Raw genomic sequence first — 25,994 nt, 5'->3', positions numbered from 1 at the left:
ATGGATAATCTGCGCGAAGAGGGAGATGCCTGCGGTATGGCCAGAGCGGCAAAAACGGTTGATCTTGCGACGTTGCTCGACGGACGCAAGCTCACGCCCTTCAACTATCTGCTGATCATGCTCTCCTGGCTCGTCACGCTGTTCGACGGGCTGGACATGATGATGATGTCGTTCACCGCCCCCTATATGCAGGACGAACTGCAACTGACCGACATCGAGATCGGCAATGCCTTCTCGGCCGGCACGGTGGGCATGGTCGTCGGCGGGCTGATCTTTACTTATGTGGGTGACCGTATCGGCCGCCGCCCGACCATCATCATGTGCACCTTCGCCTTTGGCATCCTGACCTTCCTCACCGGTTTCGCGACCAATTATCCCGCTTTGCTCACCCTGCGCTTCCTCGATGGTCTGGCCATTGGCGGCGCGCTGCCGCTCGCCTGGGCGCTCAATGTCGAATTTGTGCCGCCCAAGCTGCGCGCCACGGTGATCGCTTTCATCATGATGGGCTTCAGCCTCGGCAGCGCGGCCGCCGCCCCGCTCACCAACATGATCGCGCCCATCCATGGCTGGGAAGGCGTGTATTTCGCCGGCGGTATCGGCTCGGTCGTCTGCGCGCTCGCCATCGCGATCTTCCTGCCGGAATCCCCGCGCTTCCTGGCCAGCAAGGGCATCAAGCCCGAGCTGATCGTCGCAACCATCAAGCGGCTGGACAAGAGCATCGACGTGCAGGCGGACGATCAGTTCATTCTCGCCGACGAAGGCAAGCACAAGCGCAACTTCCGCTTCAGCGACCTGTTCGTCGGCAATCTGCGCCTGCTCACGCCGATCATCTGGATCGGCTATGGCGCCAGCGCCCTCGGCATCTTCTTCAAGTCCGCCTTCGGCCCGCTGGTGCTCGAGCGGATGGACGTGGCGCGGGAAACCGCCGCCAATGTCTCGGCCATCGGTGCGCTGCTCGGCGCGGTTGCCGGCGTGGTCATCATGCGCTTCTCCGCCCGCTACGGCCTCAAATTCGCGGCTGCCTGCACGCTGCTCATCGTGCCCATGGCCGTCGGCATCGGCATGGAGTGGATTCCGCGCGCGATGCTGCTGCCGACTATCGTGGTGCAGAGCATGCTGGTTGGCGGCTGCCATGCGGCGATCATCAGCCAGCTCGCGCTTTATTATCCGAGCGCGATCCGGGCGAGCGCCGGTGGCTGGGCCTCGGCGGTCGGCAAGATCGGCGGCATCGTCGGCCCTCTCATCGGCGGAGCGATTCTCGCGAGCGGCATCCCCGCCGTGCGTACCTATGCACTGGCGGCGATCTGCCCCTTCATCCTCTTCCTCTCGATCCTCGTGATCAACATGCTGCTCAAGCGGCCGGAACGCCCGGCGCCTGAGACTGCCGGCACTGCGGCGGCTTAACGAGATCCTCCCCGCTTGCGGGGAGGGGGACCGCCGAAGGCGGTGGAGGGGGTCTCGCCCGCCCCCTTCGTCAGCACTGCGCGCTGCCACCTCGCCATATATGGAGAGGATTTGAGGCGCGCTTAGCCGAGTGCGCGCTCAATGAGCGCCATGGTCGAAGGATCGAAGCCCTGCGCGCCGTTCTGTTCGATGGACTTGGCGATCTCCTTGCCGAGTTCCACGCCGAACTGGTCGAAGCTGTTGATCTCCATCAGCACGCCATTGGCGAAAGTGCGATGCTCGTAGAAGGCAATCAGCGCGCCCAGCGTGTGCGGGCTCAGCTCATCGATAAGGATCGTCGTCGAGGGGCGGTTGCCCGGATAGGCCCGGGCTGGATCGGCAGCATTCTCGCGACCCTGCATCAGCGCGGCGCCCTGCGCGAAGCAATTGACCAGCAGGGTCTGGTGATGGGCAGGATCGAGCGTGTCGCCCGGTTCGGTCACCGCGACGAACTCCACCGGCACGACATGCGTGCCCTGATGGAGAAGCTGGAAGACCGCGTGCTGCGCATCCGTGCCGACACCGCCCCAGGTGATCGCAGACGTCGGTCCATCGACCGGGCTGCCATCCGCCTTCACCGACTTGCCGTTGCTCTCCATCTCCAGCTGCTGGAGATAGGAAGGCAGCAGCCGCAGCCGCTGGTCATAGGCAAAGACGGCGCGGGTCTGGCAGGCCATGACGCGGGCATAGAACAGGTCGACAAAGGCAGCGCGCAGCGGGGCGTTGTCGCGAGCGTCGGCGTGGCGGAAATGCCGGTCCATCGCCGCAGCACCCTCCAGCAGCGCCTCATAGGCATCCCAGCCCAGCGCCAGCGCGGCCGGGAAGCCGATGGAAGACCAAAGCGAATAGCGCCCGCCCACGCTTTCGGAAAAGCCCAGGATGCGCGTCTCGTCCACGCCCCATTCGATCGCCTTGTCCGGCGCAGCGGTGAGCGCGATGACCTGGCCATAGGGATCGTCCACCCCCGCCTGCGTCATCCACGCGATCGCGCTGGCGGCATTGAGCATCGTCTCGGTGGTGGTGAACGTCTTGGAGGCGATGACGAGCAGCGTGAAGGCCGGATCGAACCGGGCCATCGCATCCTCCAGCGCCACGCCATCGACGTTGGAGACGATGGCGACGTCATAGCGGTCGGCATGACGAGCAAGCGCATCGACCAGTAGATCAGGCCCCAGCGCCGATCCGCCGATGCCGACGTGGAGGATGTGGCGGATCTCGCCGAGCGCGCCGGCCTCGATGGCGTCGATCAGCGTGCGCATCCGCACCTTGTGCTCGCGTGCGGCGGCCACGCTGTCCGGGTTGCCCTCGCCACGCTCCGCGGTGTGCTCGACAGCGCGACCTTCGGTCACATTGATGACCTCGCCGGCGAACATCGCCGCGCGCTTGCCGTTAAAATCAACTGCCTGTGCCAGCGCCTCGAAGGCCGAGAGCGTCGTCTCGGTGAGGTGCGTCTTGGAGAAATCGAAGCGCAGGCCAGCCTCCTCGACCACATGGCCCGCCAGCCGATCCGCCTCGTCGCGGAACAGGCTGCGCAGATCGGGAATCGGCGCCGCCTTGATGTCGGTCCAGCAAGCGGTGATGCGATCAGGGTCGGTCATGGTGCGTAAGCGCTCCGGTCTGGCGTTGCTTCATTAAGGGGCGGCATATCCAATGCGCATGCCTATTGCACGTGCGAAGCGCGCCACAATGCTTGACGCCGCCACCCCCGCCCCGCAAAGACACTATATTCCCCGTCATCGCGACGAACCTGTCTGGAAAGCTGCCTTTCGATGTCCCACAAATCCGAGACACGGGATTTCCTGTGGTTCCTCGTCAAGCTTGTGGTGATCGTGGTGGCGATCCGCTCGCTGCTGATCGCGCCGTTCAATATTCCCTCCGAATCCATGCAGCCGCGCCTGCTGATCGGCGACTATCTGCTCGTCTCCAAATGGTCCTACGGCTATTCGCGCTACAGCTTCCCCTTCCAGCCCGCTTTGTTCGAGGGGCGGGTGATGGGCAAGGTGCCCGAGCGCGGAGACGTGGTGGTGTTCGCTTCGCCAGGCAATCCCAAGGAAGACTGGATCAAGCGCGTCATCGGCCTGCCGGGCGATACCATCCAGATGCAGGACGGCGTCGTCTATCTGAACGGCAAGGCCATTCCCAAGCGGCGAATCGATGATCTGGTGATCCCGGTGACCGCCAACATGCTGCAGGCAGCCAATACCGAGCGCAGCCCCTCGCCCTGTTTCATCGAGGAATTCGAGTTCACGGATGCCAAGGGCGAGGCCTTTTGCCGCTACCCGCGCTATCGCGAGACGCTGCCGAACGGAAAAAGCTACGAAGTGCTGGACCTTATCGACGGTCCGGCGGACAATAGCGCCGTCTCTGTTGTACCGGAGGGCCACGTCTTCGTCATGGGCGACAATCGCGACCGCAGTGCCGACAGCCGCATTCCCGTCGACGCCCGGGGCGTCGGGCCGTTGCCGATCGACCATCTGATCGGGCGGGCGATGGTCAGCTTCTTCTCTACCGACGGTTCCGCCAATCTGCTCCTGCCCTGGACATGGTTCACCGCCGCCCGGCCTGAACGCATCGGCGAAGGCTTTTGAGCACGGCCGATCTCGACGCCTGGCTCGCCGGCCTTATCGGTCAGGCGCCGGGGCAGCGGGCGCTCTATGAGCAGGCGCTGACCCATGGCAGCGCCAGCGCGACCCATTATGAGCGGCTGGAGTTTCTGGGCGACCGGGTGCTGGGGCTGGTGATGGCCGATTGGCTCTACGTCCGCTTTCCCGCCGAGAAGGAAGGCCAGCTCTCCCGCCGGTTCAATCAGCTGGTCACCGGCACTAGTTGCGCACAGGTAGCGCGCGAGATCGGCGTGCGCACGCATCTGCGCCTCGGCAAGCAGGCGCGCGACGATGGCGCGGTCGAGAGCGACAATGTGCTGGGCGATGTCGTGGAAGCGCTGATCGGCGCCATGTATCTCGACATCGGCATGGATGCGGCGCGCGCATTCATCCACCGCATGTGGGAGCCGATGGTCGAGGGACAGGCCAGCGCGCCCAAGCACCCCAAATCCGCGCTGCAGGAATGGGCGGCCGCCCATAATCGCCAGCCGCCGCATTATGAGCTGCTGGAGCGCAGCGGGCCGCAACATGCCCTGCGCTTCACCATCTCGGTGTCCATCCGCAATGCGGGTGAGGCGCAGGGCGAGGGCCATTCCAAGCAGGAGGCCGAGACGGCCGCCGCCATTGCCCTGCTCGCCAAGCTCAAGGCATGATCCGCACCCCTTTTCAGCCAGCGCGCGCCATGCGCCCGACGGAGTGACCAGTGACCTCAACGCCATCGCCTGACCATCAACGCTGCGGCGTCGTCGCGGTCGTGGGGGCTCCGAATGCGGGCAAGTCCACGCTGACCAATGCCCTGGTCGGCCAGAAGATCGCGATCACCAGCCCCAAGGCGCAGACCACCCGCACGCGGGTAATGGGCATCGCCATCGAGGGGCCCGCGCAGATCATCCTCGTCGACACGCCGGGCATCTTCCAGCCGGACCGGCGGCTCGACCGCGCCATGGTGCAGGCCGCGTGGGGCGGCGCGCAGGATGCCGACCTGATCGCGCTCATTGTCGATGGCCGCGCCGGCCTTGGGCCCAAGATGGAGCCGATCCTCGATGGCCTCGCCCAGCGGCGCGAAACCAAATGGCTGATCGTCAACAAGGTGGACATCGCCGCCAAGGACAAGCTGCTCACGCTGACCCAGCGTCTGCACGAGCGGGTGGATTTCGCCGAGACCTTCTTCGTGAGCGCCACCACCGCAGACGGGCTGGTCGACCTCAAGGCCGCCATGGCCGCCGCCGTGCCGGAAGGGCCGTGGCATTTCCCCGAAGATCAGGTTTCGGATGCGACGGACCGCCTGCTCGCCTCCGAAATCACCCGCGAGCAGCTCTATCACCAGCTCCACGACGAACTGCCCTATCAAAGCGCAGTCGAGACCGAGCAATATAAGGAGCGCGCCGACGGGTCGGTGGAGATCCACCAGCAGATCCTCGTCGCGCGGGCAACGCAGCGCGGCATCATTCTCGGCAAGGGCGGGCAGCGGCTGAAGGAGATCGGCAGCAAGGCCCGGGCCGAACTGTCGAGCCTGCTGGGCGTGCCCGTCCACCTCTACCTGCATGTGAAGGTGAAGGAAGGCTGGGACGAGGACCGCCACGTTTATCGTGACATCGGTCTCGACTGGGTGGACTGACCCCATCCCTCGCGCAATCCCGGATTGGATCAATCCGCTCCTCGCGTCGAAACCAGTGGTTGACGCCACAACCCTGCTTTTTCATGGAGCTTAGGTCGCTACCGAACGCCGGGAGGCTCGGTCGCGGAGGTGGGAGGATTGATCGCTTTTGGGAAGAGCGCTGCCCAGTCTGACCGAAGCTATCCTGAGTGCGCCTCTCACCGAGGGCGGCTGGGAGGACGCCTTGCGTGCGCTCGCCAGAGAGACGCGGTCCTTGTCCGGCCAGTTGCTCGGGATCGGGTCGCCAACCACGCTGGCCTTCAACCTCCTCACTGATCCGGTGAACGAGCGTCTCTGCCGCCAGTTTGACAGCGAGGTTGCCAATTATTCCCATGGGAACTGGCGGGTCGCCGCTGCCAGCGGTCCGCTCGATGTGCGCCACGAATATCATTATGATGCCATCAAGGCCGCGCAGAACACCGACATCTATGACGACTTCACGCATGACGCCAACATGCCACATGGCTGCCAGGTCGTGCTCGTCAATGACGGGCAGGTGATGGTTGGACTGGCCGTTCTGCGCACCTATCAGGATGGGCGCACCACCGAGGCCGATCGCGCCGTTTTCACGCAGGCCGCGCCGCTGATGCAGTCCGCCGTCCGGATGCAGCGCACGCTGGAAGGCGAAGGCGCGAAGCTGCTCGCCGGATCGCTGGACACGATGAACACCGCCGCTTTCGTGTGCGACGGGCTGGGCCGGGTGTGCGCCACCACCCGCGCCGGCGAGGTGCTGCTCCGCGCCGAAGATCTGATCATGCTGCGCGACGAGCGGTTGACCGCCCCCAACAGCGCCGAAGCGCGCGAGCTGCGGTTGCAGATCGGCGCGATGCTGCAGGCAGGCGACGTGGCGCTGCCGAGTTGCGGGGTGTGGCTGGGCCAGCAGCGCCCCATCGCCCAGCGCCGCCTGTGCGAAATCTTCCGCCTGCCGGCCAAGCCCGCCGCGCTCGGCTTCGAGCCGCGGCTGCTCGTCACTGTACGCGCGGCTGGCAACATTGGCGCGATGGAGCGCCAGGCATTGCAGCGCATGATGGGCCTGACGCGGGCCGAGACCGAGATCGCCATGCTGCTGGCCGAAGGCACCTCCCGCGAAATGATCGCCCTGCAGCGCGGCACGAGCCTTGGCACGGTCAACATCCAGATCAAGCGCCTGTTCGAGAAGACCGGCACCAATCGGGAAGCCGAGCTGGTCGCGCTGATCAACCGCCTGCTCCGCTGAGCAGCTTTTCGGACTTTATCAACGTCAACCATCGCGCATGGCTTGACCGGCGGAGGACAAGCGGGCAGCAGCGGCAGCACGAGACTTTTCGAGAGGAGCCGGAAATATGAGCGCCGGAAATATGAGCGATCGCCGCATGGTGACCATTGCGCCCACCGGGGGCACCACCTTCAAGAGCGCCAACCCGGCGCTGCCCACCCAGCCGCAGGAAATCGCCGACGACGTCTATGCCTGCTACAAGGCCGGCGCCTCGATCGCCGCCATCCACGCGCGCCGCCCGGACGACGAGGCGACCTGCAACCCGGCCATCTACCGCGACATCAACGATCGCATCCGCGCCAAGTGCGACATCATCCTCAACAACTCCACGGGCGGCGGCAACAGCGGCGACATGCTCATCGAGCGGCCCGACGGCATGTTCGAGAACAGCTTCGAGGAGCGCCTCAAGGGCACCGAGGGCGGCGCGGAAATGTGCACCTTCGACGGCGTGACCGTGGTCGACACGATCAGCGGCAAGGACGTGCTGGTCATCACCCCGCCCTCGCGCTGCGAGACGCTGGTCAAGGCGATGGTCGACAAGGGCATCAAGCCGGAGTGGGAAGTCTTCTCGCCCGACCACATCCTTCAGGACGTGACGCGCCTGATCCAGAAGGGCTATGACAAGCCGCCCTACTACATTAACATCGTGCTGGGCGGCGAAAAGGGCTTTCAGGGCGCAATGCCCTACAGCACCGACATTCTCGACTTCATGGTAAAGTGCCTGCCGCCGCAGTCGATCTGGTGCATCTCCGGCATCGGCCCGGCGCAGCTTCCCGCCACCACGCAGGCGCTGCTGCTCGGCGGCCATGTGCGCGTGGGGCTGGAGGACAATCATTATTATTCACGCGGCGTGAAGGCGACCAACCTGCAGCTCATCGAGCGGCAGGTGCGCATCATGAACGAGATGGGCATCGAGCCGATGAGCGCGGCGGAGTCGCGGGAGCTGCTGGGTTTGAAGGCGGTCTGAAGTCAGGCGGTGGGGGGTGAGTGATGTGCCGCTGCCTCGACGGCAGGCACAGGTGCGAGCTTGCTCCCCACCCCAACCCCTCCCCTGAACGGGAAGGGCTTAGGAGGATGCGCGCAGCGGTTTGACTCTGCTGCACCGACCATCCAAGGTTGCCCGGTCGATGAACGCGCGGACGGGCTGCTGAGATCTGCCTCATCGAGCATGGAGCCGCCCGATTGTCCGCGCTGACCGCGCCGGCCTGACGGCTGCCGGGGATTGGGACGGACAGCATGGCGGACGCATCGATGGGTTTCGGGCTGGGTCAGGCCATCATCCTGATGGGGGCCGGCGTGATCGCGGTGCCGCTGTTCCGGCGGCTGGGCCTCGGATCGGTGCTGGGCTACCTCGCCGCCGGCCTCGCCATCGGCCCCTTCGGCCTGGGGCTGATCAACGATCCGCAGGCACTGCTGCACATCGCCGAGCTGGGCGTGGTGATGTTCCTCTTCATCATCGGCCTCGAAATGCGGCCGCGCAAGCTGTGGAACCTGCGCAAGCAGATCTTCGGCCTCGGCGCAGCGCAAGTGCTGCTGTGCGGTGCGCTTCTGACCCTGCTCGGCATGACGGCCGGCCTGCCTCCGGCCGTAGCGGCAGCCGGCGCGATGGGCTTCGTCCTCTCCTCCACCGCTGTCATCATGCAAATGCTGAACGAAGCTGGGGACGCGGGCACCGAGGATGGCCAGAAGGCGATCTCCATCCTGCTGCTGGAGGACCTGGCCATCGTGCCGCTGCTGGCGCTCGTCGCCTTCTGGGCGGCGTTCCATGGCGCGGCGGGCGTGGAGGACGCGCCGCCCGTCTGGCAGAGCATCGGCCTGGCGCTGGCGGCGCTCGCGGCGTTGATCGCGGCGGGGCGCTGGCTGCTCGATCCGCTGTTCGGCCTGATCGCGCGGGCCGGCGCACGCGAAGTGCTCACCGCCGCGGCGTTGCTCATCGTGTTGGGATCAGCCGTGCTGCTGGATGCCGCCGGGCTATCCATGGCGATGGGCGCTTTCCTCGCTGGCGTGCTGCTCTCCGAATCCAGCTATCGCCATGAGTTGGAGGCCGATGTCGAGCCGTTTCGCGGCATCCTGCTCGGCCTGTTCTTCATCAGCGTGGGCATGTCGCTCGATCTCTCGACGGTGCTCCGCGAGTGGCAGCTGGTGCTGGGCGGCGTCCTCGCCTTCATGGTCGTCAAGGCGATCGGCATCTATGCCGTCGCGCGGCTGATGGGCTCGGCCCACAGCGCCGCGAGCCACCGCGCAGCGCTGTTCGCGCAGGGCGGCGAGTTCGCGTTCGTGCTCTATGGCGCGGCGCTGGCGGTCGGCCTTTTCGATGCGCGGATCGCGGCGATCATGAGCGCGATCGTCATCCTCTCCATGGCGCTGACGCCACTGGTGCTCATCGTGCAGAACCGGATGCGCCGCAACGCGCCGGTTTCGCTCGACGGCGTAGACAAGGCCAAGGACCTGACCGGCCGCATCCTGTGCATTGGCTTCGGCCGGTTTGCGCAGGTGGCAAGCCAAGCGCTGCTCGCGCGGCGCTTCGAGCTGTCGCTGATCGAAAATGATGTCGAGATGATCCAGGCGGCCGGCAATTTCGGCTTCAAAGTCTATTATGGCGATGGCACGCGGCTGGACGTGCTTCATGCCTCCGGCGCCGGGCGGGCCGAGGCAATCCTCGTCTGCGTCGACAAGCCGGATGTGGCCGACAAGATCGTCGAGCTTTGCCGGCACGAATTCCCACTCGCCAAGCTCTACGTGCGCGCCTTCGACCGCGGCCATTCGCTGCGCCTGATCAAGGCGGGCGTCGACTATCAGATCCGCGAGACGTTCGAATCCGCGCTGGCCTTCAGCGAGGCGGTGCTGACCGACCTCGGCGTTGACGAGGACGACGCGCGCGAGGCGATCGAGGATGTGCGCGAGCGCGATGCGCAGCGGGTCGAGCTGCAACTGGTCGGGGGGATCACGGCGGGGCGCTCATTGATGCGCGGGAATATGGTGACGCCGGAGCCGGAGCCCTTCTTCCCGCCGCAGCGGGCTGAGGGCGGCTAGGGGGGTTGGGCGGGCCGGAGTATCATGCCCGCGTTCCATTCGTGTCGAGCGAAGTCGAGACACGCCAGAACTGCGCATGGTGTCTCGACTTCGCTCGACACGAACGGGGGTAGGGGTGGGAGTAAATCCCGCTCTTCCCTTTTCCGTTCACCCTGAGCGAAGTCGAAGGGCCCTGCTGAGCGGAAGCCAAGCGAAGCTCGCTGCGCGCGGCTTCACCCTTCGACTTCGCTCAGGGCGAACGGTGAGAGGAGTAGTCGGCGCGAGGGCGGCTCGCCTCAGCCCCCACTGAGCGCAGCCACCAAGGCTTTCACCTTCTTCTGCCGCCATTGCGGGAGGGGCGCGATGAGCCAGTAGCCGGGGCCATTGCGCGGTTCGTCAAGGGCGGCCACGCGGCCGGTGGCGATGTCCGCTTCCGCCAGCAGCGCGGGTACGCAGGCGCGGCCGAGGCCGTTGGCGGCGGCGTCGATGGCGAGGCCGGCGTCGGCGACGCGGACGATGGCCTTGCCGTCATCGACCGGACAGCCGGGCCAGGCGATGGGCGATTCCAGTCCGCCGCCATCGGGTGCGCCGACCGTGACGAAGCGCGGCTCGCCGAGGGCCACGCCCTCATGCTCGCCGGCACCGTCGGTCAGACGCAAGGCGAGATCGAGATTGGCCTCGGTGAAATCGAGCGCATCGTCCGCCGCGACGAGCATGAACTGCACGCCCGGCTCCTGCGCCGCGTACGCGGCGAGGCGCGCGCTCAGCCATTTGGCGGTGAGGTCGCGGGGGGCGGCGATGGTGAGATGCTGGCTGCTCTGTCCGGCCTGCATGGCGCGGACCGATTCCTCGAGTTCCAGGAAGGCGCTGCGTAGCGCGGGCAGGCCAGCTTCGGCTTCCGGGGTCAGCTCCAGCCCGCGGGGCGTGCGACGGAACAACACGACGCCCAGCATATCCTCCAGCGCACGGATTTGCTGGCCGACGGCGGCGGGCGTCACCGCCAGCTCATCCGCCGCGCGGGTGAAGGAGAGATGCCGCGCCGCCGCGTCGAACACGCGCAGGCCGTTCAGCGGCAGGTGCGTGCGCTTCATCCCGAGACCGCCGGCGCCTGCAGCGCGAAGCGGGGGATGCGCACATCCAGCAGGCTGCCGCCGGCATCGAGCATCTGGTAGCTGCCTTCCATCCAGCCGGTCGGCGTGGAGAGCGGGCAGCCGGAGACATAATCATAGGCCGCGCCGGGATGGATCACCGGCTCCTCGCCGACCACGCCCTTGCCCTCGCGCTTGTAGAGCGCGCCGCGCCCGTCCGCGATGGTCCAATGGCGCGTGAGCAACTGCACCGGCGCCTTGCGGCCATTCTCGATGCGGATGTGATAGGCCCAGAACCACTTGCCCATGTCCGGCTCCGATTGCTCGGAGAGAAAGTTGACGGACACGCGCACGGTCACGTCATGCGTCGTCTCGGCATAGGCGAAAAGGGCGTTCATCAAGGCATTCATGCTACGACCCGTCCTGTGTCCTGCCTGGCCCCGAGACCGACCCTACTCAAAGGCCGACAGCGGTCAATGCCTGATCCAGATCGGCGATGATGTCTTCCGGGTCTTCCAGCCCGACATTGATGCGCACCATGCCCTCGCCCACGCCGGCCTCGGCGCGGCCCTCCGGCCCCATGTTATTATGGGTGGTGGAGGCGGGATGGCACAGCAGGGTGCGGGAATCGCCGATGTTGTTGGAGATGTCGCACAGCTCCATCGCATTGAGCAGGGCCATGGCCTGCCCGCGATCAGCGAGGTTGAACGAGAAGATCGGCCCGGCGGCGCTCATCTGCTTCATCGCGAGATTGTGCTGCGGATGGCTCGGCAGGCCGGGATACAGCACATCCACGCCACGCTGCTCCATGAAGCGCGCGACCTTGAGCGCGTTTTCGGACTGGCGATGGGCACGCAGGTCCAGCGTCTCCAGCCCCTTCAGCACCACCCAGGCGTTGAAGGGCGAACAGATCGGCCCGGTATTGCGCTGGAAAGGCGAGAGGACGCCGTTGATCCACGCATCCGTGCCGCAAATGGCGCCGGCGAGCACGCGGCCCTGCCCGTCCATCAGCTTGGTGGCGCTGTAGGCCACCACATCGGCACCGAAATCGAGCGGGCGCTGGAGCACCGGCGTCGCGAAGGCATTATCCACCACCGTGGTGATGCCATGCGCGCGGGCAAGGCCGCAAACATGCTCCAGATCGACAATGTCCATCGTGGGATTGGCCGGCGTCTCGAAGAAGAAGACCTTGGTGTTTGGCTGGATCGCCTTTTCCCACGCATCATTGTCCCGCGCGTCGACGACGCTGTGGGTGATGCCGAAGCGGTTGAGCACATTGGAGAGGATCCAGCGGCACGAGCCGAAGGCCGCGCGCCCGGCGACGACATGATCGCCCGCGCTCAGCATGCACAGCAGCGCACTGGTCATCGCCGCCATGCCGCTCGCCTGCACCTTGCACGCCTCGGCGCCTTCCATCAGCGCAATGCGCTCTTCCAGCATCTGCACCGTCGGGTTCTGGAAGCGGGAATATTGCATCCCCGTCGCTTCCCCGGCGAAGCGGGCAGCGACTTCCTCCGCGCTGTCATAGGTATAGCCCGAGGTGAGGAAGAGCGCCTCGCTCGTCTCCCCCTGCTCGGAGCGCCAGGTGCCGCCGCGCACGGCCTGTGTCGCGGGCCGCCAGCGGCTGGTGCGGGAACGATCCTGTCCGGTTTGTCTCTTCATGACGTTGCCTTCTAGACCCTGTCGGGGGCCGGTCAATCCAATGGCGTCAGAGCGCCGCGAGCACAGCATCGCCCATAGCAGACGTGCTCATCGAGCCGCCAAGGTCGGCAGTGCGGGCACCACCGGCCAGCGCCTTGGCCACAGCCGCCTCGATGCGGTCGGCCGCCTGCGCCTGACCGAGCGAGAAGCGCAGCATCATCGCGGCGGAGAGGATCGTCGCCAGCGGATTGGCCTTGCCCTGCCCGGCGATATCCGGCGCGGAGCCGTGGATCGGCTCATACAGCCCCTTGCCGTTGGCATCGAGCGAGGCCGAGGCCAGCATGCCGATGGAGCCGACGCACATGCTCGCCTGGTCGGAGAGAATGTCGCCGAACAGATTGCCGGTCACGATCACATCGAACTGGCCGGGATTGCGCACGAGCTGCATGGCGGCATTGTCGACATACATGTGGGACAGCTCGACATCGGGATAGTCGGCGGCAACCTCGATCACTACGTCGCGCCAGAGCTGGCTGGTTTCCAGCACATTGGCCTTGTCCACCGAGCAGAGCTTGCCCCTGCGCGCCTGCGCGGCGCGGAAGGCGCTGTGGGCGATGCGGCGCACCTCGGCCTCGTTGTAGGACATGATGTCATAGCCTTCGCGCAGGCCGTCGGCGGTCTTGCGGATGCCCTTCTCGCCGAAATAGACGTCACCATTGAGTTCGCGGACGATCAGCAGGTCGATCTTCTCGGCGACTTCCTTGCGCAGCGTGGAGGCATCGGCCAGCTCGGCGAACATCTTTGCGGGGCGCAAGTTGGAGAAAAGCGTCAGCTCCTTGCGCAGGCCGAGAATGGCCTGCTCTGGCCGCAAGGCGCGCTCAAGCGAATCGCAATCGGGATCGCCCACCGCGCCGAACAGGATCGCATCGGCGCGCTTCGCCAGATCGAGCGTGGCCGGCGGTAGCGGATGACCCTCCGCCTTATAGGCCGCGCCGCCGACCGGCGCGTCCTCATAGGTCAGGCCGGGGATCGCCAGCGCATCGAGCACACGCCTGGCCTGCGCGGTGACTTCCGGGCCGATGCCGTCTCCGGGCAGGATCGCAACGAGCATGGGTTTCCCTTTCTCAATCTGAAGACGGGCGGTGCTGCAAGAAAGGCGCGCCGGCCCTGAGGATGTGGGCTGAGCCATTGCCTCAAGCAGGCCGGGTCACGCAACCGCTCTTTTGAGCCGTTCGATCAGCCGCTCGCGCGCGGCCAGCACGTCAGACCGGCGTGGATCGAACAACGACTGGGCGAGAAAATGGCCGGTCAGGTCAAATCCGGCGAGAATATCCGGCCAGCCGGCTTCCCCGCCCTCGGTGAGGAAGGTTGGCAGGGGCAGCAACCGGTCGCGATGCGTGCCCGCCGCCGCTGCCGTCACCGCGCGCCCCGTGCGCGGGCTGACATAGGCCAGCCCCTCGCGCGCGCCGGTGACGGCGCATTCCGCCAGATCGAGTCCGAAGCCCAGCTCGGCGAGCAGCAGCAGCTCGTAGCGCACCAGCGCCACGGCCCAGCCACGCGCGGCGGGCGCGGCTTCCACCGCGTCGAGCACCGCGCCCAGCGCGGCGAAGAGCGCCGGATAGGGATGGCCTTCCGGCAGCGTAATCGCCGTGAAGGCGCAAGCCCAATCGATGGCCGCGGCGGGCAGCGGCTCGGCGAGCAGCGGCCCCCGGCTATGCTCCAGCTCGGCCGAGAGGCTGGCGAGCTGATCGGCCGTGCGGGCGCGGAAGGTGCCCCGCACGATATTGCCGGGCAGCAGCACCGGGCGCATCCGGCTCGAGCGGCCGCCCTGCACATAGCCCGCGACCAGCCCCGCATCCGCCGTGAGCGCCCGCACGATCGCGCCATGCTCGCCATGCGCCCGAACGGCGCAGACGATGGCAGTGGCGGCGAGCGTGGACATGGGCGCTTATCTACCGGCTCGCGACCGGTTTAGCGATGCCGATCAGGCTGCAGCGATGATCGGCCCGAATTTGGCGGCGGTGAGGCTGGCCCCGCCGACCAGCGCGCCGTCGACATTGTCGGTGTGGAGGATGTCCGCCGCATTGTCGCCGCTCACCGAGCCGCCATAGAGGATGCGCATGGCATTGCCGGCCTCCGCACCCAGCGCCTTCACGAGCGCGGCGCGCAGCGCGGCGTGCATGGCCGCGATCTGCGGCGGGGTGGCGACCTTGCCGGTGCCGATCGCCCAGACCGGCTCATAGGCGATGGTCAGCCATTGCGGATCGGCGCCCTCGGGCAGCGAAGCGACAAGCTGATCGGCCACGAAGGCGTGCGCCACATCGTCGCCCTGCTCGCGCGTATCGAGCGTCTCACCCACGCACAGCACCACCGAGAGACCGCCCTTGTGCGCGGCGAGCGCCTTGGCGGCGACATCGGCATTGCTCTCCTGCTGATATTGCCGCCGCTCGCTATGCCCGACCAGCGTGCCGCGCGCGCCAGCTTCGGCCAGCATGGCGGCCGAGAGATTGCCGGTATAGGCCCCGGCCTCTTCCTGATGGCAATCCTGCGCGCCGATGAGCACGGCGCCGCCAAGCGGCGCGGCGGCCGCGATGAGGGTGGCGGGGAGATAGAGCGCCACATCGATATCGTTGCGGGCGGCGGCAAGCTCGGCAATGGCGGATACCTCGCCAAGCTGCCCCTTGAGGCCGTTCATTTTCCAATTGCCGGCGACGAATTTGCGGCGGACGGTCATAGCTTCACTCTCCTGCACAGGTGATCAATGATCTGGCGGCCCGGATGAACGGGCAGGACGGCTTTGTCCAGCCGGCACCGCATTGCTGCGGATGCCCATGGACAGCCAAGCGCGCAAAGGCTTGATGCCATCGGATGCCCGCCCTAAAGCAGCCCCCAGCCTTTCGCCGCCTTTCTGGACAAAGACCCCATGCAGATTTTCCGTCGTCTTCTCGGTTCGAAATTTGGCGGCGTGTTCGCAATCGGATTTCTCGCGATCATCGCCTTTGCCTTCATCGCGGGCGATCTCACTGGCAACAACGTCAGTTTCGGCGGCAGCTCCAAGACGGAAGTCGCCAAGATCGGCGACCGCCCGCTGACGGTCGCCGAGTTGCAGAGCCGCACGCAGATGGTGTTCGAGCGGCAGCGGCAGGAAAATCCGGCGCTGACCATCGACCAGTTCCTGGCCCAAGGCGGCCTTAAGCGCGTGGCCGACGAGCTGATCTCCTCGCGCGCGCTGATTGCCTATGGCGAGAAACACGGGATGCGGGTGAGCAAGGCGCTCATCGATGCGGAGATCGCCCGCAATTCCGCCTTCACGGACGCAACCGGCAATTTCAGCGAGACGGTATTCCGCCAGATGCTCGCCCAGCAGCGCGTCTCCGAGCAGGATCTGCGGGACGATATTGCCGCGCAGATCATCCAGCAGCAGCTGCTCCAGCCGGTGGGCGTGGGCACCAAGGCGCCGGCCAGCATGGTGCCGCCTTATGCCGCGATGCTGATCGAGGAACGCGCCGGCGAGATGTTCGCGATTTCCGCCGCCAGGTTCGCGCCGCAGACCGCGCCGACCGAGGCGCAACTCCAGGATTATTACAAGCAGCATGGCAGCCAGTTCGCGATTCCCGAGCAGCGCCAGCTGCGCTACGCGCTCGTCAATCTCGCTCGCTTCGAGCCCCAGGCGACGCCGACCGACGCGGAAATCGCCGATCTCTACAAGAGCCGCCAGAGCCAGTTCGCCGGCCGCAAGACGCGCGATTTCAGCCAGCTGATCCTCGCGACAGAAGCGCTCGCCAAGGACGCCGCCGCCAAGGCGAAGGCCGGCCAGTCGCTGCAGGATGTCGCCAAGAGCCTCGGCCTCGCCGCCTCGCGCGTCGATGGCGTGGACGAAAAGCAGCTTGCCACGCAGATGAATGCGGAGATCGCCAAGGCCGGCTTCGCCGCCGCGCAGGGGGGCATCGTCGGTCCGGTCCGCTCGCCCGCCGGCTGGGCAGTGCTGCGCGTGGAAGCCCAGCGTGACGTGCCGGGCAAGACGCTGGCCGAAGCGCGCGAGGAGCTGTCCGCCGAAGTGCGCCAGATCAAGGAGCGCCAGCTCTTTAGCGAATTTCTGAACGATATGGATGGCCGCTTGGGCGCCGGCGCGACGCTGACCGACATCGCCAAGGAGCACACCCTCACCATCGTCGAGACGCCGCTGATCGTGCGCAACGGCCAGTCGCTGCGCGACCCGGCGTTCAAGCCGGACGCGACGCTGCAGGCGTTACTCGAAGGCGGCTTTGCCGCGCGCCAGGATGACGATGCGCAGATCGTGCCGGTGAAGCCCGACGAGGAAGCCGCGCTGCTGACCGTGGCGGAAGTGGTGCCCGCCGGCCCGCCGCCCTTCGCGCAGGTGAAGCCCGCTGTGGAAGCGGCCTGGAAGCTGGCGCAGGGCGTTGGCAAGGCGCGCGAAATCGCCACGCAGCTCGCGGCGCAGTTGGGCAAGGGCGCCGAGCCGGGGCCGCTGCTCGCCAAGCTCGGCATCGCCGACGCGCCGCGCCAGCCGCTCTCTGCGCGCCGCGCCGACATCAACCAGCAGGGCGGCCAGATCCCTCCGCCGCTCAAGGCGCTGTTCAGCATCCGCCAGGGCGGAACGCAGATGGTACCGCTGGAGAATAATCAGGGCTTCGTCGTCGTGCGCCTGGACAAGATCACGCAGAACGATCCCACGCAGGTGCCGCAGCTGATGCAATCCACTGCGGCTGGCCTCAGCAATGTGCTGGGCGGGGAATATGCGCAGCAGTTCGTCACGGCGATCCAGCAGGAACTGGGCGTGAAGCGCAGCGAGGCGGCCATGGCGGCTGTGGAGCAGGAACTGCGCCGCGCCTATGGCGGCAGCGCAGAATAAGGCCGACCCGTTGACCATCGCGCAGGACAGCATCGACGCCGCATGCGCGGCCCTCTCCGCCGGGCGCTCCGCGCTCGTGTGGGCGCGGCTGATCGCGGATACCGAAACGCCGGTCTCCGCCGCGCTCAAGCTGATCGAGCCGGAACGGGGCGACTTCATTCTCGAATCGGTGGAGGGTGGCGCTGTACGCGGGCGCTACAGCCTGATCGGCATCGCGCCGGACCTCGTGTTTCGCGCCACTGGGCGCAGCGCCGAGATCAACCGCGACTGGCGGACCGACCGGACCGCCTTCACGCCGCTGGAGAGTGATCCCCTCGCCGCGCTGCGCGATCTGGTGGCGGAATGCCGGGCGGATGTCGACCCGGCGCTGCCGGCTGCGCTCGCCTGCCTCGTCGGCTATTTCGCTTATGAGACCTTCGGCCTGGTCGAAAAGCTGCCGCGCCCGGCCGACAATGGCCTCGGCACGCCCGACATGCTGTTTGTGCGCCCGACGGTGGTGCTGGTGTTCGATCGGCTGGCCGATGCGCTCTACATCGTCGCGCCGACCTGGGCCGACCGGCTCGGCACCGGCGAGGCCGCCATCGACGCGCTGATCGATACGGCTGTGGGGCGCATCGAGGATGTCGCGGCGCAGCTCGCCCGGCCGCTCGCCGCGCAGGCCAGCCAGGCCCCCGCCATCGATCTGGACGCGATCACGCCAACGCCGGTGATGGAGCCGGGCGCCTATGCAGAGATGGTGAGCAAGGCCAAGGACTATATCGTCGCGGGCGACATCTTTCAGGTCGTGCTGGCGCAGCGCTTCACCACCCCCTTCCCGCTTCCGCCCATCGACCTCTACCGGGCGCTTCGGCGGATCAATCCCTCGCCCTTCCTCTATCATCTCGATCTGCCCGGCTTCGCGCTCACCGGCTCCAGCCCGGAGATTCTGGTCCGTGTGCGCGATGGGGAAGTGACGATCCGACCGATTGCGGGCACCCGACCGCGCGGCAAGACGGCCAGCGAGGATGCTGAGAATCGCGATTCGCTGCTCGCCGATCCCAAGGAGCGCGCCGAGCATCTTATGCTGCTCGACTTGGGGCGCAACGATGTCGGCCGCGTCGCCAGCGCCGGCTCGGTGAAGGTGACGGACAGCTACACCATCGAATTCTACAGCCATGTGATGCACATCGTCTCCAATGTCGTCGGCAAGCTCGACCCGAAGCACGATCCGCTCGATGCGCTGTTCGCCGGCTTCCCGGCCGGCACAGTATCCGGCGCGCCCAAGGTGCGGGCCTGCGAGATCATCGCCGAGCTGGAGCCGGAAACGCGCGGGCCTTATGCCGGCGGCGTCGGCTATTTCTCGCCGGACGGGAACATGGATAGCTGCATCGTGCTGCGCACCGCGCTGGTGAAGGACGGCGTGCTGCACGCGCAGGCCGGCGCGGGCATCGTCGCGGACTCCGAGCCGGCCTATGAACAGCGCGAATGCGAGCACAAGGCCGGCGCGCTGTTCGCGGCCGCGCGGGAGGCCGTGAAGGTCGCGCAGGACGGCCGCTTCGGGCAGTAATAGCCTGTTCTCAGCAGTGTCGTGCTCCTGCGAAGGCAGGAGCCCAGGGCGGGTAGGGTCGTCCGTTGCGCCCTGGGTCCCTGCCTTCGCAGGGACACGAAGGTTCTCAAATACCCCGATCAGCCCTCTGACCGCGCCACAAAGGCCCCCTTGGCACGATCCTTCACCACCTGATCCGCCCGGAACACCGTGCCATTCATGGTGATGTAAACGCCCGGCGAGGCGATCTGCGCCGTCGCGAAGGCCATGCCGAGATTGAAGGTCGCGTCGCTCTCCGAGAAGCGCGCCGGGGCCAGCGCGCCGACCAGCACGATGGTCTTGCCGGCAATGCCCGCCAGCGCGGCGGCCGTATCCGTCATCGTATCCGTGCCATGCGTGATGACGATGCGCTCGGCGGGCGAGGCCACCACCCGCGCCGCGATCAGCGCGCGATCATCGGCGGTCAGCTCCAGACTGTCCTTGCGGGCCACTTCCTCGATCTCGACCGGCAGCTTCACCCGCGCGATCTCCAGCAGGCGCGCGAGGATCGACTCGCCGATCTGATATTCGCTCAACGCATCGAAATAGAGCTTGTCGATGGTGCCGCCGGTGGTGAGCACATGGATGCGCGGATTTGTCTGGGTCATGTCCGCGCTTATAACCGGTCAGCGCCGCCTTGTCCTGCTTGCGCGGCGGACCGGCGGGCCGTAGAAGCCGGCCATGATCCTCGTCATCGACAATTATGACAGCTTCACCTGGAATCTCGTCCATTATCTGATGGAGCTGGGCGCTCAGGTCGAGGTGGTGCGCAACGATGCCATGTCGGCCGGACAGGCGATGTCCTCCGGTGCGGAAGCCTTTCTGCTTTCGCCCGGGCCCTGCACGCCCAATGAAGCCGGGATCAGCCTCGATCTCGTCGCGGCCTGCGCCGATGCCGGCAAGCCGCTGCTCGGCGTGTGCCTGGGCCATCAGACGATCGGCCAGCATTTCGGCGGCAAGGTGGTGCGCGGCGGCCTGATGCACGGCAAGACATCACCGGTCACGCACGATGGCACCGGGCTGTTCGAGGGTCTGCCCTCGCCCTTCACCGCCACCCGCTATCACTCGCTGATCGTCGAGGACATTCCCGATTGCCTGCTGGTCAATGCCACCAGTGAAGATGGATCGGTGATGGCATTCCGCCACGCGAGCCTGCCCATCCACAGCGTGCAGTTCCACCCGGAGAGCATCGCGACCGAGCACGGCCACGCGATGCTGGCCAATTTCATGCGCCTCGCCGGAATGCCAGTGACCGCGCGCGCAACGGCCTGACCCGAAACCGTTCGTCCCGTTTGAGGGAACGCCCATTTATCTCCCACGTTGGTCGGCCATCATGCGAATGCGCCGCAACAGTGGAGAACATAGGTGAAAATCGACCCTGCGGCCGCGCTCGCCTTGGCCCTTCTACTAGCGGCCTGCAGCGGTCGCGATGACGCGGCCAATCAGCATCCCGATGAGCCTGCCGTCCAGCTGATCGCCCACCCCGGCTCTCAGGCCGCCAAGGGCAAGGCAGCACTAAATCTGACCGAACGCGAACTGCTCGATGCCGAACTGGTTGATACCGACGGCACGGAGCTGGGCGACGTGATCGCCCTGAAGCGCGGCCCGGGCGGCGCTGTCGAGGGACTGGTGATCGCTGTCGAAGGCAGCGGGCCCGAGCAGCATGTCTATCTCCCCCTCGATGGTCTTGCGCCCCTGCGCGAGGGCGATGACTGGACGATCGTCACGAGCCTCACCCCGGCACAGATCGCCGCGCTGCCCAAGGCCAATCCTGACCCGCCGACCGGCCAGCCCGCAGCTGCCACCGCCGGTTCGGCGCCGTCTCACGGAGCAGCCAACGTCCGTTGAGGGCAAGCGCCGGCCAGGTCTGGCGCCCGCGACAATCCACCTAATATTAACGCCGGGCTGATAGGACGCCCCTGTCCGATCCCGGTGCGGCTGCCATGGTTGCCGCTTGTTCACGCTCCAGCGGCGAGTTAATAGGTGCCACAAAGTACGACAATCCGATCCATGTTGCTCGACAAGATGAGGGGGATGTTCAGGCAGCCGATGGCCGGGCATATACTGGCCGCAATCTTCCCGCTGCACATGTAATGATTTGTAGGCATCTTGCCTCGCCCACCGCTTTCTAGGATGACAGGCTCGATCGGGGGATCGCCGGGCCTTCAACCGAGAACCGATTTTTACCACTTCACGCTTGTTCTGGAGACTATGGATGTCACTGCTGAGGAACGTCTCGCTCGTTGCGCTCGCTTCCCTTTCCCTCACGATCGCCGGCTGCGAGAAAAAAGCCGAAGGTCAGGTCGTGGCCGTGGTCAATGGTGAGGAAATCACCCTGACCGAACTGAACGCCGAGATCGCCGATCTCAACGTCCCTGCCAGCGCCGACAAGGACATGGTGCGCAGCCGCGTGCTGCAGCGCATGGTCGACCGCCGGCTGCTGGTTCAGGCCGCCAAGGAAGCCGGGCTGGACCGCGACCCTGAATATCTGACGCAGGAGCGCCGGATGCGCGAGCAGCTGCTCGTCAACCTGTACGGCCGCAAGACGATGGACACGGTCAAGGTGCCGGATAACGCCGCCATCGACAAATATATCAGCGAGCGCCCCAACGCCTTCGCGCAGCGCAAGCGCTTCGCCCTCGAGCAGCTGCAGATGGATCCGCCGTCCAAGCCGGATGGCCTCAAGGAGCTGGAAACCGCCAAGACGCTCGATGAGGTCGCATCCCGCCTGACCGCCATGGGCATCGCCTTCGAGCGTGGCCGTGGCTCGCTCGACACCGCCGTGATCGATCCGCAAATGCTGGCCCGCATCGAGGCGCTGCCCCCGGGCGAGCCGTTCATCGTGCCGGCCAATGGCAAGCTGGTCGTGAGCGTGATCACCGGCAGCGAAGCGACCCCGGTTCCGCAGGAGCAGGCCCGCCAGATCGCCGCGCAGGCCATGCGCAACGAGGAGCTGAACAAGATCGGCGAATCGCGCCTGAAGGAAGCCAAGGCCAAGGCCAAGATCGAGTATCAGCCGGGCTATGCACCCAAGGACGATGCCAAGGCCGCCGGCGCCCTGCCCGCAGCCGGCAACGCCGCGGCGCCCGCCGCCAAGTAACGGCGAGGCGTTTTCCGCACGATATGAGGGGAGGAGGCACCAGCCTCCTCTCCACCCCCTCGAAGCGTCGACGCGCCAGTCGCCAGACGCGGGAATGAAGGCATGATGACCCTCGACTCTCTGGCTTGGCTCATCATTGCCATACCCGTGCTCCTGCTGGCCGTGCTGGCCGTGGAGCTGGCCCTGGGCCTGATCGCCGGCCGCCCGGCAAGGCCGCGCACTGCCGCCCCCCACAGCGCCATCATCCTCATGCCCGCCCATAATGAGGCCGCCGGCATTGCCCGTACCATCGCGCTGCTCCAGCCGGCGCTGGATGTGCATATCCGCCTCATCGTCATTGCCGACAATTGCACGGACGACACCGCCGCCGCCGCGCGCGCGGCTGGGGCACAGGTTATCGAGCGCAATGACCCCAGCCAGCGCGGCAAGGGCCATGCGCTGGCCTTCGGGCGGGACTGGATCAAGGCCTCGACCGACGCCCCGCCGCCGGATTGTATTGTGGTGCTGGACGCCGACTGCGAAATCGACGGAGCGTCTCTGCGCGCGCTGATCGACGCGACCTGCGTCCGCCAGCGCCCGGTGCAGAGCTGCTACCTGCTCCGCTCAGCCGCCGAGGACGGCGCGATGACGCAGATTTCCAACTTTGCGATGCTCATCAAGAATCGCGTCCGCCAGCGCGGCGCCTCTGTTCTGGGATCGCCCGCCATTCTCGGCGGCACCGGCATGGCCTTCCCCTGGGCATTGATCGAGTCGGCGCCGCTGGCGACGAGCCACCTGGTCGAAGACCTTGTGCTCGGCCTCCATTTCGCGCGAGCGGGCGCAGCGCCCCGCTATCTGGAGGGCGCGACGACCTGGAGCGACCCTGCGAGCCAGAGCGACACGCTCACACAGCGGGCGCGCTGGGAGCATGGCTATATCCAGACCGCCTTGCAGCAAGGCGCACCGGTCGTTCTTGAAGGCATTGCCAAGGCCAAGCCCAGCCTCGCCTGGTTCGGCCTGAGCCTGCTCGTGCCGCCGCTGGCCCTGTTGATGAGCCTGAGCCTGATCGCGCTTGTGGTGAGCGCCGGGCTCGCGCTGCTGGGCGCCACCACTGCCGCGCCTGCTACGCTGGCGGGGTTGCTCGCACTGGTCGCGCTGCTGCTGGCCTTCGCCTGGATGCGCGATGGGCGCGACACGGTCTCGGCCGCAACGCTGGCGCGCATCCCGCTCTACATTCTATGGAAAATCCCCGTCTATCTACGACTGGTCAAGAAGCGCGAGACAGAATGGGTGCGCACGCGCCGCAAGGGCGAGTGATGAAGCGGGGCGCCAAACCGGTGCCCTGAACCGCTCAACAGCCTCGCATTGATGATCTTTCAACTTGCATTGGCCGCCGCAAAGCGCGCTATGATGGCAGGGCGCCAGCGGGTGAAGGAGAGGGCATGACGGGGACGAGCGAAGCGACGAGCGCGCGCGGCTGGGGCGGGTTCCTGCTGATCCTCATCGCGCTGATGGTCGAAGGCTTCGACCTGCAGGCCGCCAATTTCGCCGCGCCCTCCATTCTGGAAGATTTTGGCGTAGGCCGCGCCGAGATCGGACCGCTGCTCTCCGCCAGCCTGTTCGGCGTGCTGATCGGCGCCGTGTTCATCGGGCCGCAGGGCGACCGGCTGGGCCGCCGGACGATCCTGATCAGTTGCTGCATCGGCTATGGCATCATGTCGCTGGTGGGCGCGCTGGCGACGAACCTCACGCAACTCATCGTGCTGCGCTTTCTCATCGGGATCGGCCTTGGCGCCGTGCTGCCCAATGCGTTGGCGCTGGCCGGCGAACTGGCGCCACGCAAATATCTCGCGCGGGCGACGGCGCTGGTCGGCATCGGCATCACCTTTGGCGGGGTGCTTGCCGGCATCGCTGCCGCCAAGCTGCTTGCGCCTTATGGCTGGCAGAGCCTGTTCATCCTCGGCGGTCTCCTGCCCATCGCAATTGCGGCGCTGCTCTGGATCGGACTGCCGGAAAGCCCGGTGCTCAACCGCGCACAGCACCCTGCACCGGGCGAGCGCGGGCTTTCGGCCATTCTTTCCCCTGCTCAGCGCGCCCGCACGATCGCGATCTGGATCATCTTCGCGCTGGTGCTGATGGTCGTCTATCTGGTGAGCGGCTGGGTGCCCCTGCTGGTCAAGGATCAGGGCTATTCGACGACCACCGCCTCGTGGATCGCCACCGGCACCCATGCCGGCGGCGTGGTCGGCGGTGTGGTCGCCAGCCTACTGCTGGTGCGCCGCAACTGGTCGGTCGTGGCGCTGTTCGCAGGGCTTGGCGCGCTTACCCTGGCGATCATCACGGTGCATGATTGGGGCATTGTCGGCCTCACCGTGTTGCTCGTGCTGGTCGGCCTGTTCAGCACTGGCACGCAGAATGGCCTCAATGGCTCATGCGGCGCCACCTACCCCGCGACCATGCGCGCCTCCGGCCTTGGCTGGGCGCTCGGCATGGGGCGCGTTGGCTCGATCGCCGGGCCGCTGGTCGGCTCACTCGCGGTGCTGCTCGGCCTCTCGGCGCCACGCACCTTCTTCATCCTGCCGGTCATCCCGCTGGTGATAGCTGCCGCGCTGGCGCTCTGGCTCGCCCGCCGGACCGGGCCTGCCGCCCCCGAGACCAGCGCTCAGGACAGCCCGGCTCCCCTTTCCGCCCCCATCATGGAGACTGCCCGATGACGAAGATGCGCAAGATCGCCACCGAAGAAGCCTGGTCGATCCCCGAGGTCGCTCATGCCCTGCGGGATGTGACGCGCGGGCCATCGCAAAGCCTCGACAAGCTGCTCGTCGGTGGCATCTACGATCCGCCAGAAAATGCGACCGGCTATGCCGCGATGAACTTCCTCGATGGCCTGCTCGATATCGAGGAAAAGCGCCTGCCGGAGATGGACGCGCTGGGCGTGGACATGCACCTGCTCTCGCTCACCGCGCCGGGCGTGCAGATGTTCGATGCCGACACGGCGACCGATCTGGCCGCGCTCGCCAATGACCGGCTGGCCGAGATCTGCCGCAAGCGCCCGGACCGCTTCGCCGGCCTCGCCAGCTTCGCCCCCCACAGCCCCAAGCGTGCGGCGAAGGAGATGGAGCGAGCGATCAACGACCTCAAGCTCAACGGCTTCATCCTCAACAGCCACACCCATGGCGAATATCTGGACGATCCCAAATATTGGCCCTGCCTCGAAGCCGCCGAAGCGCTCGATGCCTGCATCTACATCCACCCCCGCGCCGCCTCCGACACGCTGAAGGGGCCTTTGCAGGATTACGGCATGGACAGCGCCATGTGGGGCTATGGCGTGGAAGTCGGCACGCATGTGGTGCGGATGATGGCCAGCGGCGTGTTCGATGCCTTCCCCAAGCTCAAGATCTGCATCGGCCATATGGGCGAGGCGATTCCCTTCTGGATCTGGCGCATCAACTTCATGAACACCCGCGCCCAGAAAATCAGCCGCGCGCCGAAGACGAAACTCAGCATCGCGGAATATTTCCAGCGGAATTTCGTGGTGACGACGAGCGGCGTCGAGGACCCGCTGGCGCTGCGCTACACCATCGACAAGCTCGGCATCGATAATGTGCTCTGGGCGATCGATTACCCCTATCAGCCGCAGCGGCCGGCGGTGGATTTCATGGATGCGGCGCCGGTGACGGAGGCGGAGCGCCACGCGCTGTACCACGGCAATGCCGAGCGCATCTTCCACATCGCGCCGCTCAGCGACTGACGGCGACTAACTAAACCTAGCAAAAGGG

At 66.4% G+C, this 25,994-nt stretch carries 23 protein-coding genes; 15 read left to right on the top strand and 8 right to left on the bottom strand.

The annotated features are described in order from the left end of the window. The gene (locus M2333_RS16585; protein ID WP_264612488.1) at nt 1-1,404 is read left to right on the top strand and encodes an MFS transporter; all 1,404 of its coding nucleotides are present in this window, start codon (nt 1-3) and stop codon (nt 1,402-1,404) included. Nucleotides 1,405-1,526: 122 nt separating this feature from the next. Here the strand turns inward: M2333_RS16585 and pgi are convergent, their stop codons facing one another. Further along, complete coding sequence (gene pgi, locus M2333_RS16580) at nt 1,527-3,041, bottom strand: glucose-6-phosphate isomerase (RefSeq protein ID WP_264573562.1); 1,515 nt, start codon at nt 3,039-3,041, stop codon at nt 1,527-1,529. 171 nt (nt 3,042-3,212) lie between these two features. Between pgi and lepB the strand changes: the two genes are divergently transcribed. The 6 genes from lepB (at nt 3,213) to M2333_RS16550 (ending at nt 9,991) form a co-directional block, all read left to right on the top strand. Continuing rightward, entirely contained in the window at nt 3,213-4,031 is an 819-nt protein-coding gene (gene lepB, locus M2333_RS16575) for a signal peptidase I (RefSeq protein WP_264612487.1), read from the top strand. Next, on the top strand, nt 4,028-4,699 hold the full coding sequence (gene rnc, locus M2333_RS16570) for a ribonuclease III (RefSeq protein ID WP_264612486.1): 672 nt from the start codon (nt 4,028-4,030) through the stop codon (nt 4,697-4,699). The genes lepB and rnc overlap by 4 nt, the downstream gene beginning before the upstream one ends. Nucleotides 4,700-4,749: 50 nt before the next feature. After that, entirely contained in the window at nt 4,750-5,664 is a 915-nt protein-coding gene (era, locus tag M2333_RS16565; protein WP_264571252.1) for a GTPase Era, read from the top strand. Between the two features lie 148 nt (nt 5,665-5,812). Continuing rightward, nucleotides 5,813-6,919, top strand: coding sequence for a helix-turn-helix transcriptional regulator (locus tag M2333_RS16560; RefSeq protein ID WP_264612485.1), 1,107 nt, complete (start codon nt 5,813-5,815; stop codon nt 6,917-6,919). A 106-nt stretch (nt 6,920-7,025) separates the two neighbouring features. After that, a complete protein-coding gene (locus tag M2333_RS16555; RefSeq protein ID WP_264573565.1) occupies nt 7,026-7,925 on the top strand; it encodes a 3-keto-5-aminohexanoate cleavage protein in 900 nt (299 codons plus the stop codon). Between the two features lie 269 nt (nt 7,926-8,194). Then, on the top strand, nt 8,195-9,991 hold the full coding sequence (locus M2333_RS16550; RefSeq protein ID WP_264612484.1) for a monovalent cation:proton antiporter-2 (CPA2) family protein: 1,797 nt from the start codon (nt 8,195-8,197) through the stop codon (nt 9,989-9,991). A gap of 275 nt (nt 9,992-10,266) precedes the next feature. Here the strand turns inward: M2333_RS16550 and M2333_RS16545 are convergent, their stop codons facing one another. The 6 genes from M2333_RS16545 to tpiA form a co-directional block, all read right to left on the bottom strand. Continuing rightward, entirely contained in the window at nt 10,267-11,061 is a 795-nt protein-coding gene (locus tag M2333_RS16545; RefSeq protein ID WP_264612483.1) for a LysR family transcriptional regulator, read from the bottom strand. Then, entirely contained in the window at nt 11,058-11,456 is a 399-nt protein-coding gene (gene apaG, locus M2333_RS16540; RefSeq protein WP_181560583.1) for a Co2+/Mg2+ efflux protein ApaG, read from the bottom strand. Before apaG ends, M2333_RS16545 begins: the two co-directional genes overlap by 4 nt. Nucleotides 11,457-11,514: 58 nt before the next feature. Beyond that, nucleotides 11,515-12,720: an O-succinylhomoserine sulfhydrylase gene (gene metZ, locus M2333_RS16535; RefSeq protein ID WP_181560584.1), complete on the bottom strand. Its 1,206-nt coding sequence runs from the start codon at nt 12,718-12,720 to the stop codon at nt 11,515-11,517. Between the two features lie 46 nt (nt 12,721-12,766). Beyond that, nucleotides 12,767-13,810, bottom strand: a complete 1,044-nt coding sequence (leuB, locus tag M2333_RS16530; RefSeq protein ID WP_264604797.1) for a 3-isopropylmalate dehydrogenase — start codon at nt 13,808-13,810, stop codon at nt 12,767-12,769. Between the two features lie 96 nt (nt 13,811-13,906). Then, on the bottom strand, nt 13,907-14,641 hold the full coding sequence (recO, locus tag M2333_RS16525) for a DNA repair protein RecO (RefSeq protein WP_264612482.1): 735 nt from the start codon (nt 14,639-14,641) through the stop codon (nt 13,907-13,909). 42 nt (nt 14,642-14,683) lie between these two features. Then, nucleotides 14,684-15,433 carry a triose-phosphate isomerase gene (gene tpiA, locus M2333_RS16520; protein WP_264612481.1) on the bottom strand — a complete coding sequence of 250 codons (750 nt, stop codon included), beginning with the start codon at nt 15,431-15,433 and terminating at the stop codon, nt 14,684-14,686. A 189-nt stretch (nt 15,434-15,622) separates the two neighbouring features. On the opposite strand from tpiA, the gene M2333_RS16515 reads away from it, so the two are divergent. Together M2333_RS16515 and M2333_RS16510 are read left to right on the top strand one after the other, a co-directional pair. Next, the gene (locus tag M2333_RS16515; protein ID WP_264612480.1) at nt 15,623-17,572 is read left to right on the top strand and encodes a peptidylprolyl isomerase; all 1,950 of its coding nucleotides are present in this window, start codon (nt 15,623-15,625) and stop codon (nt 17,570-17,572) included. After that, nucleotides 17,553-19,118, top strand: a complete 1,566-nt coding sequence (locus M2333_RS16510; protein ID WP_264612479.1) for an anthranilate synthase component I family protein — start codon at nt 17,553-17,555, stop codon at nt 19,116-19,118. The genes M2333_RS16515 and M2333_RS16510 overlap by 20 nt, the downstream gene beginning before the upstream one ends. A 119-nt stretch (nt 19,119-19,237) precedes the next feature. Here the strand turns inward: M2333_RS16510 and M2333_RS16505 are convergent, their stop codons facing one another. Beyond that, nucleotides 19,238-19,744: an asparaginase gene (locus M2333_RS16505; protein WP_264612478.1), complete on the bottom strand. Its 507-nt coding sequence runs from the start codon at nt 19,742-19,744 to the stop codon at nt 19,238-19,240. A 73-nt stretch (nt 19,745-19,817) separates the two neighbouring features. Between M2333_RS16505 and M2333_RS16500 the strand changes: the two genes are divergently transcribed. The 6 genes from M2333_RS16500 (at nt 19,818) to M2333_RS16475 (ending at nt 25,966) form a co-directional block, all read left to right on the top strand. Then, entirely contained in the window at nt 19,818-20,408 is a 591-nt protein-coding gene (locus M2333_RS16500) for an anthranilate synthase component II (RefSeq protein WP_264612477.1), read from the top strand. Nucleotides 20,409-20,501: 93 nt separating this feature from the next. Beyond that, a complete protein-coding gene (locus M2333_RS16495; protein ID WP_264571263.1) occupies nt 20,502-20,984 on the top strand; it encodes a PRC-barrel domain-containing protein in 483 nt (160 codons plus the stop codon). 367 nt (nt 20,985-21,351) lie between these two features. Further along, nucleotides 21,352-22,236, top strand: a complete 885-nt coding sequence (locus M2333_RS16490; RefSeq protein WP_181560593.1) for an EpsD family peptidyl-prolyl cis-trans isomerase — start codon at nt 21,352-21,354, stop codon at nt 22,234-22,236. 102 nt (nt 22,237-22,338) lie between these two features. Further along, entirely contained in the window at nt 22,339-23,532 is a 1,194-nt protein-coding gene (locus M2333_RS16485; protein WP_264571264.1) for a glycosyltransferase family 2 protein, read from the top strand. A gap of 125 nt (nt 23,533-23,657) precedes the next feature. Next, entirely contained in the window at nt 23,658-24,929 is a 1,272-nt protein-coding gene (locus M2333_RS16480; protein WP_264571265.1) for an MFS transporter, read from the top strand. Next, entirely contained in the window at nt 24,926-25,966 is a 1,041-nt protein-coding gene (locus tag M2333_RS16475) for an amidohydrolase family protein (RefSeq protein WP_264612476.1), read from the top strand. The genes M2333_RS16480 and M2333_RS16475 overlap by 4 nt, the downstream gene beginning before the upstream one ends. The last annotated feature ends 28 nt before the right edge of the window (nt 25,967-25,994 follow it).

Source organism: Sphingobium sp. B11D3B, assembly GCF_025961735.1.
Classification (GTDB): domain Bacteria; phylum Pseudomonadota; class Alphaproteobacteria; order Sphingomonadales; family Sphingomonadaceae; genus Sphingobium.
This window is presented reverse-complemented; position numbering and strand designations above follow the sequence as displayed.

Excerpts from the sequence above, each read along its gene's own strand:
- M2333_RS16510 (WP_264612479.1), top strand. The coding sequence starts at position 17,553 with ATGGCGGCAGCGCAGAATAAGGCCGACCCGTTGACCATCGCGCAGGAC.
- recO (WP_264612482.1), bottom strand. The coding sequence starts at position 14,641 with ATGTCCACGCTCGCCGCCACTGCCATCGTCTGCGCCGTTCGGGCGCAT.
- M2333_RS16505 (WP_264612478.1), bottom strand. The coding sequence starts at position 19,744 with ATGACCCAGACAAATCCGCGCATCCATGTGCTCACCACCGGCGGCACC.
- M2333_RS16475 (WP_264612476.1), top strand. The coding sequence starts at position 24,926 with ATGACGAAGATGCGCAAGATCGCCACCGAAGAAGCCTGGTCGATCCCC.
- metZ (WP_181560584.1), bottom strand. The coding sequence starts at position 12,720 with ATGAAGAGACAAACCGGACAGGATCGTTCCCGCACCAGCCGCTGGCGG.
- M2333_RS16555 (WP_264573565.1), top strand. The coding sequence starts at position 7,026 with ATGAGCGCCGGAAATATGAGCGATCGCCGCATGGTGACCATTGCGCCC.
- M2333_RS16585 (WP_264612488.1), top strand. The coding sequence starts at position 1 with ATGGATAATCTGCGCGAAGAGGGAGATGCCTGCGGTATGGCCAGAGCG.
- M2333_RS16490 (WP_181560593.1), top strand. The coding sequence starts at position 21,352 with ATGTCACTGCTGAGGAACGTCTCGCTCGTTGCGCTCGCTTCCCTTTCC.
- pgi (WP_264573562.1), bottom strand. The coding sequence starts at position 3,041 with ATGACCGACCCTGATCGCATCACCGCTTGCTGGACCGACATCAAGGCG.
- M2333_RS16550 (WP_264612484.1), top strand. The coding sequence starts at position 8,195 with ATGGCGGACGCATCGATGGGTTTCGGGCTGGGTCAGGCCATCATCCTG.
- tpiA (WP_264612481.1), bottom strand. The coding sequence starts at position 15,433 with ATGACCGTCCGCCGCAAATTCGTCGCCGGCAATTGGAAAATGAACGGC.
- leuB (WP_264604797.1), bottom strand. The coding sequence starts at position 13,810 with ATGCTCGTTGCGATCCTGCCCGGAGACGGCATCGGCCCGGAAGTCACC.
- apaG (WP_181560583.1), bottom strand. The coding sequence starts at position 11,456 with ATGAACGCCCTTTTCGCCTATGCCGAGACGACGCATGACGTGACCGTG.
- lepB (WP_264612487.1), top strand. The coding sequence starts at position 3,213 with ATGTCCCACAAATCCGAGACACGGGATTTCCTGTGGTTCCTCGTCAAG.
- M2333_RS16515 (WP_264612480.1), top strand. The coding sequence starts at position 15,623 with ATGCAGATTTTCCGTCGTCTTCTCGGTTCGAAATTTGGCGGCGTGTTC.
- M2333_RS16480 (WP_264571265.1), top strand. The coding sequence starts at position 23,658 with ATGACGGGGACGAGCGAAGCGACGAGCGCGCGCGGCTGGGGCGGGTTC.
- M2333_RS16500 (WP_264612477.1), top strand. The coding sequence starts at position 19,818 with ATGATCCTCGTCATCGACAATTATGACAGCTTCACCTGGAATCTCGTC.
- M2333_RS16485 (WP_264571264.1), top strand. The coding sequence starts at position 22,339 with ATGATGACCCTCGACTCTCTGGCTTGGCTCATCATTGCCATACCCGTG.
- M2333_RS16545 (WP_264612483.1), bottom strand. The coding sequence starts at position 11,061 with ATGAAGCGCACGCACCTGCCGCTGAACGGCCTGCGCGTGTTCGACGCG.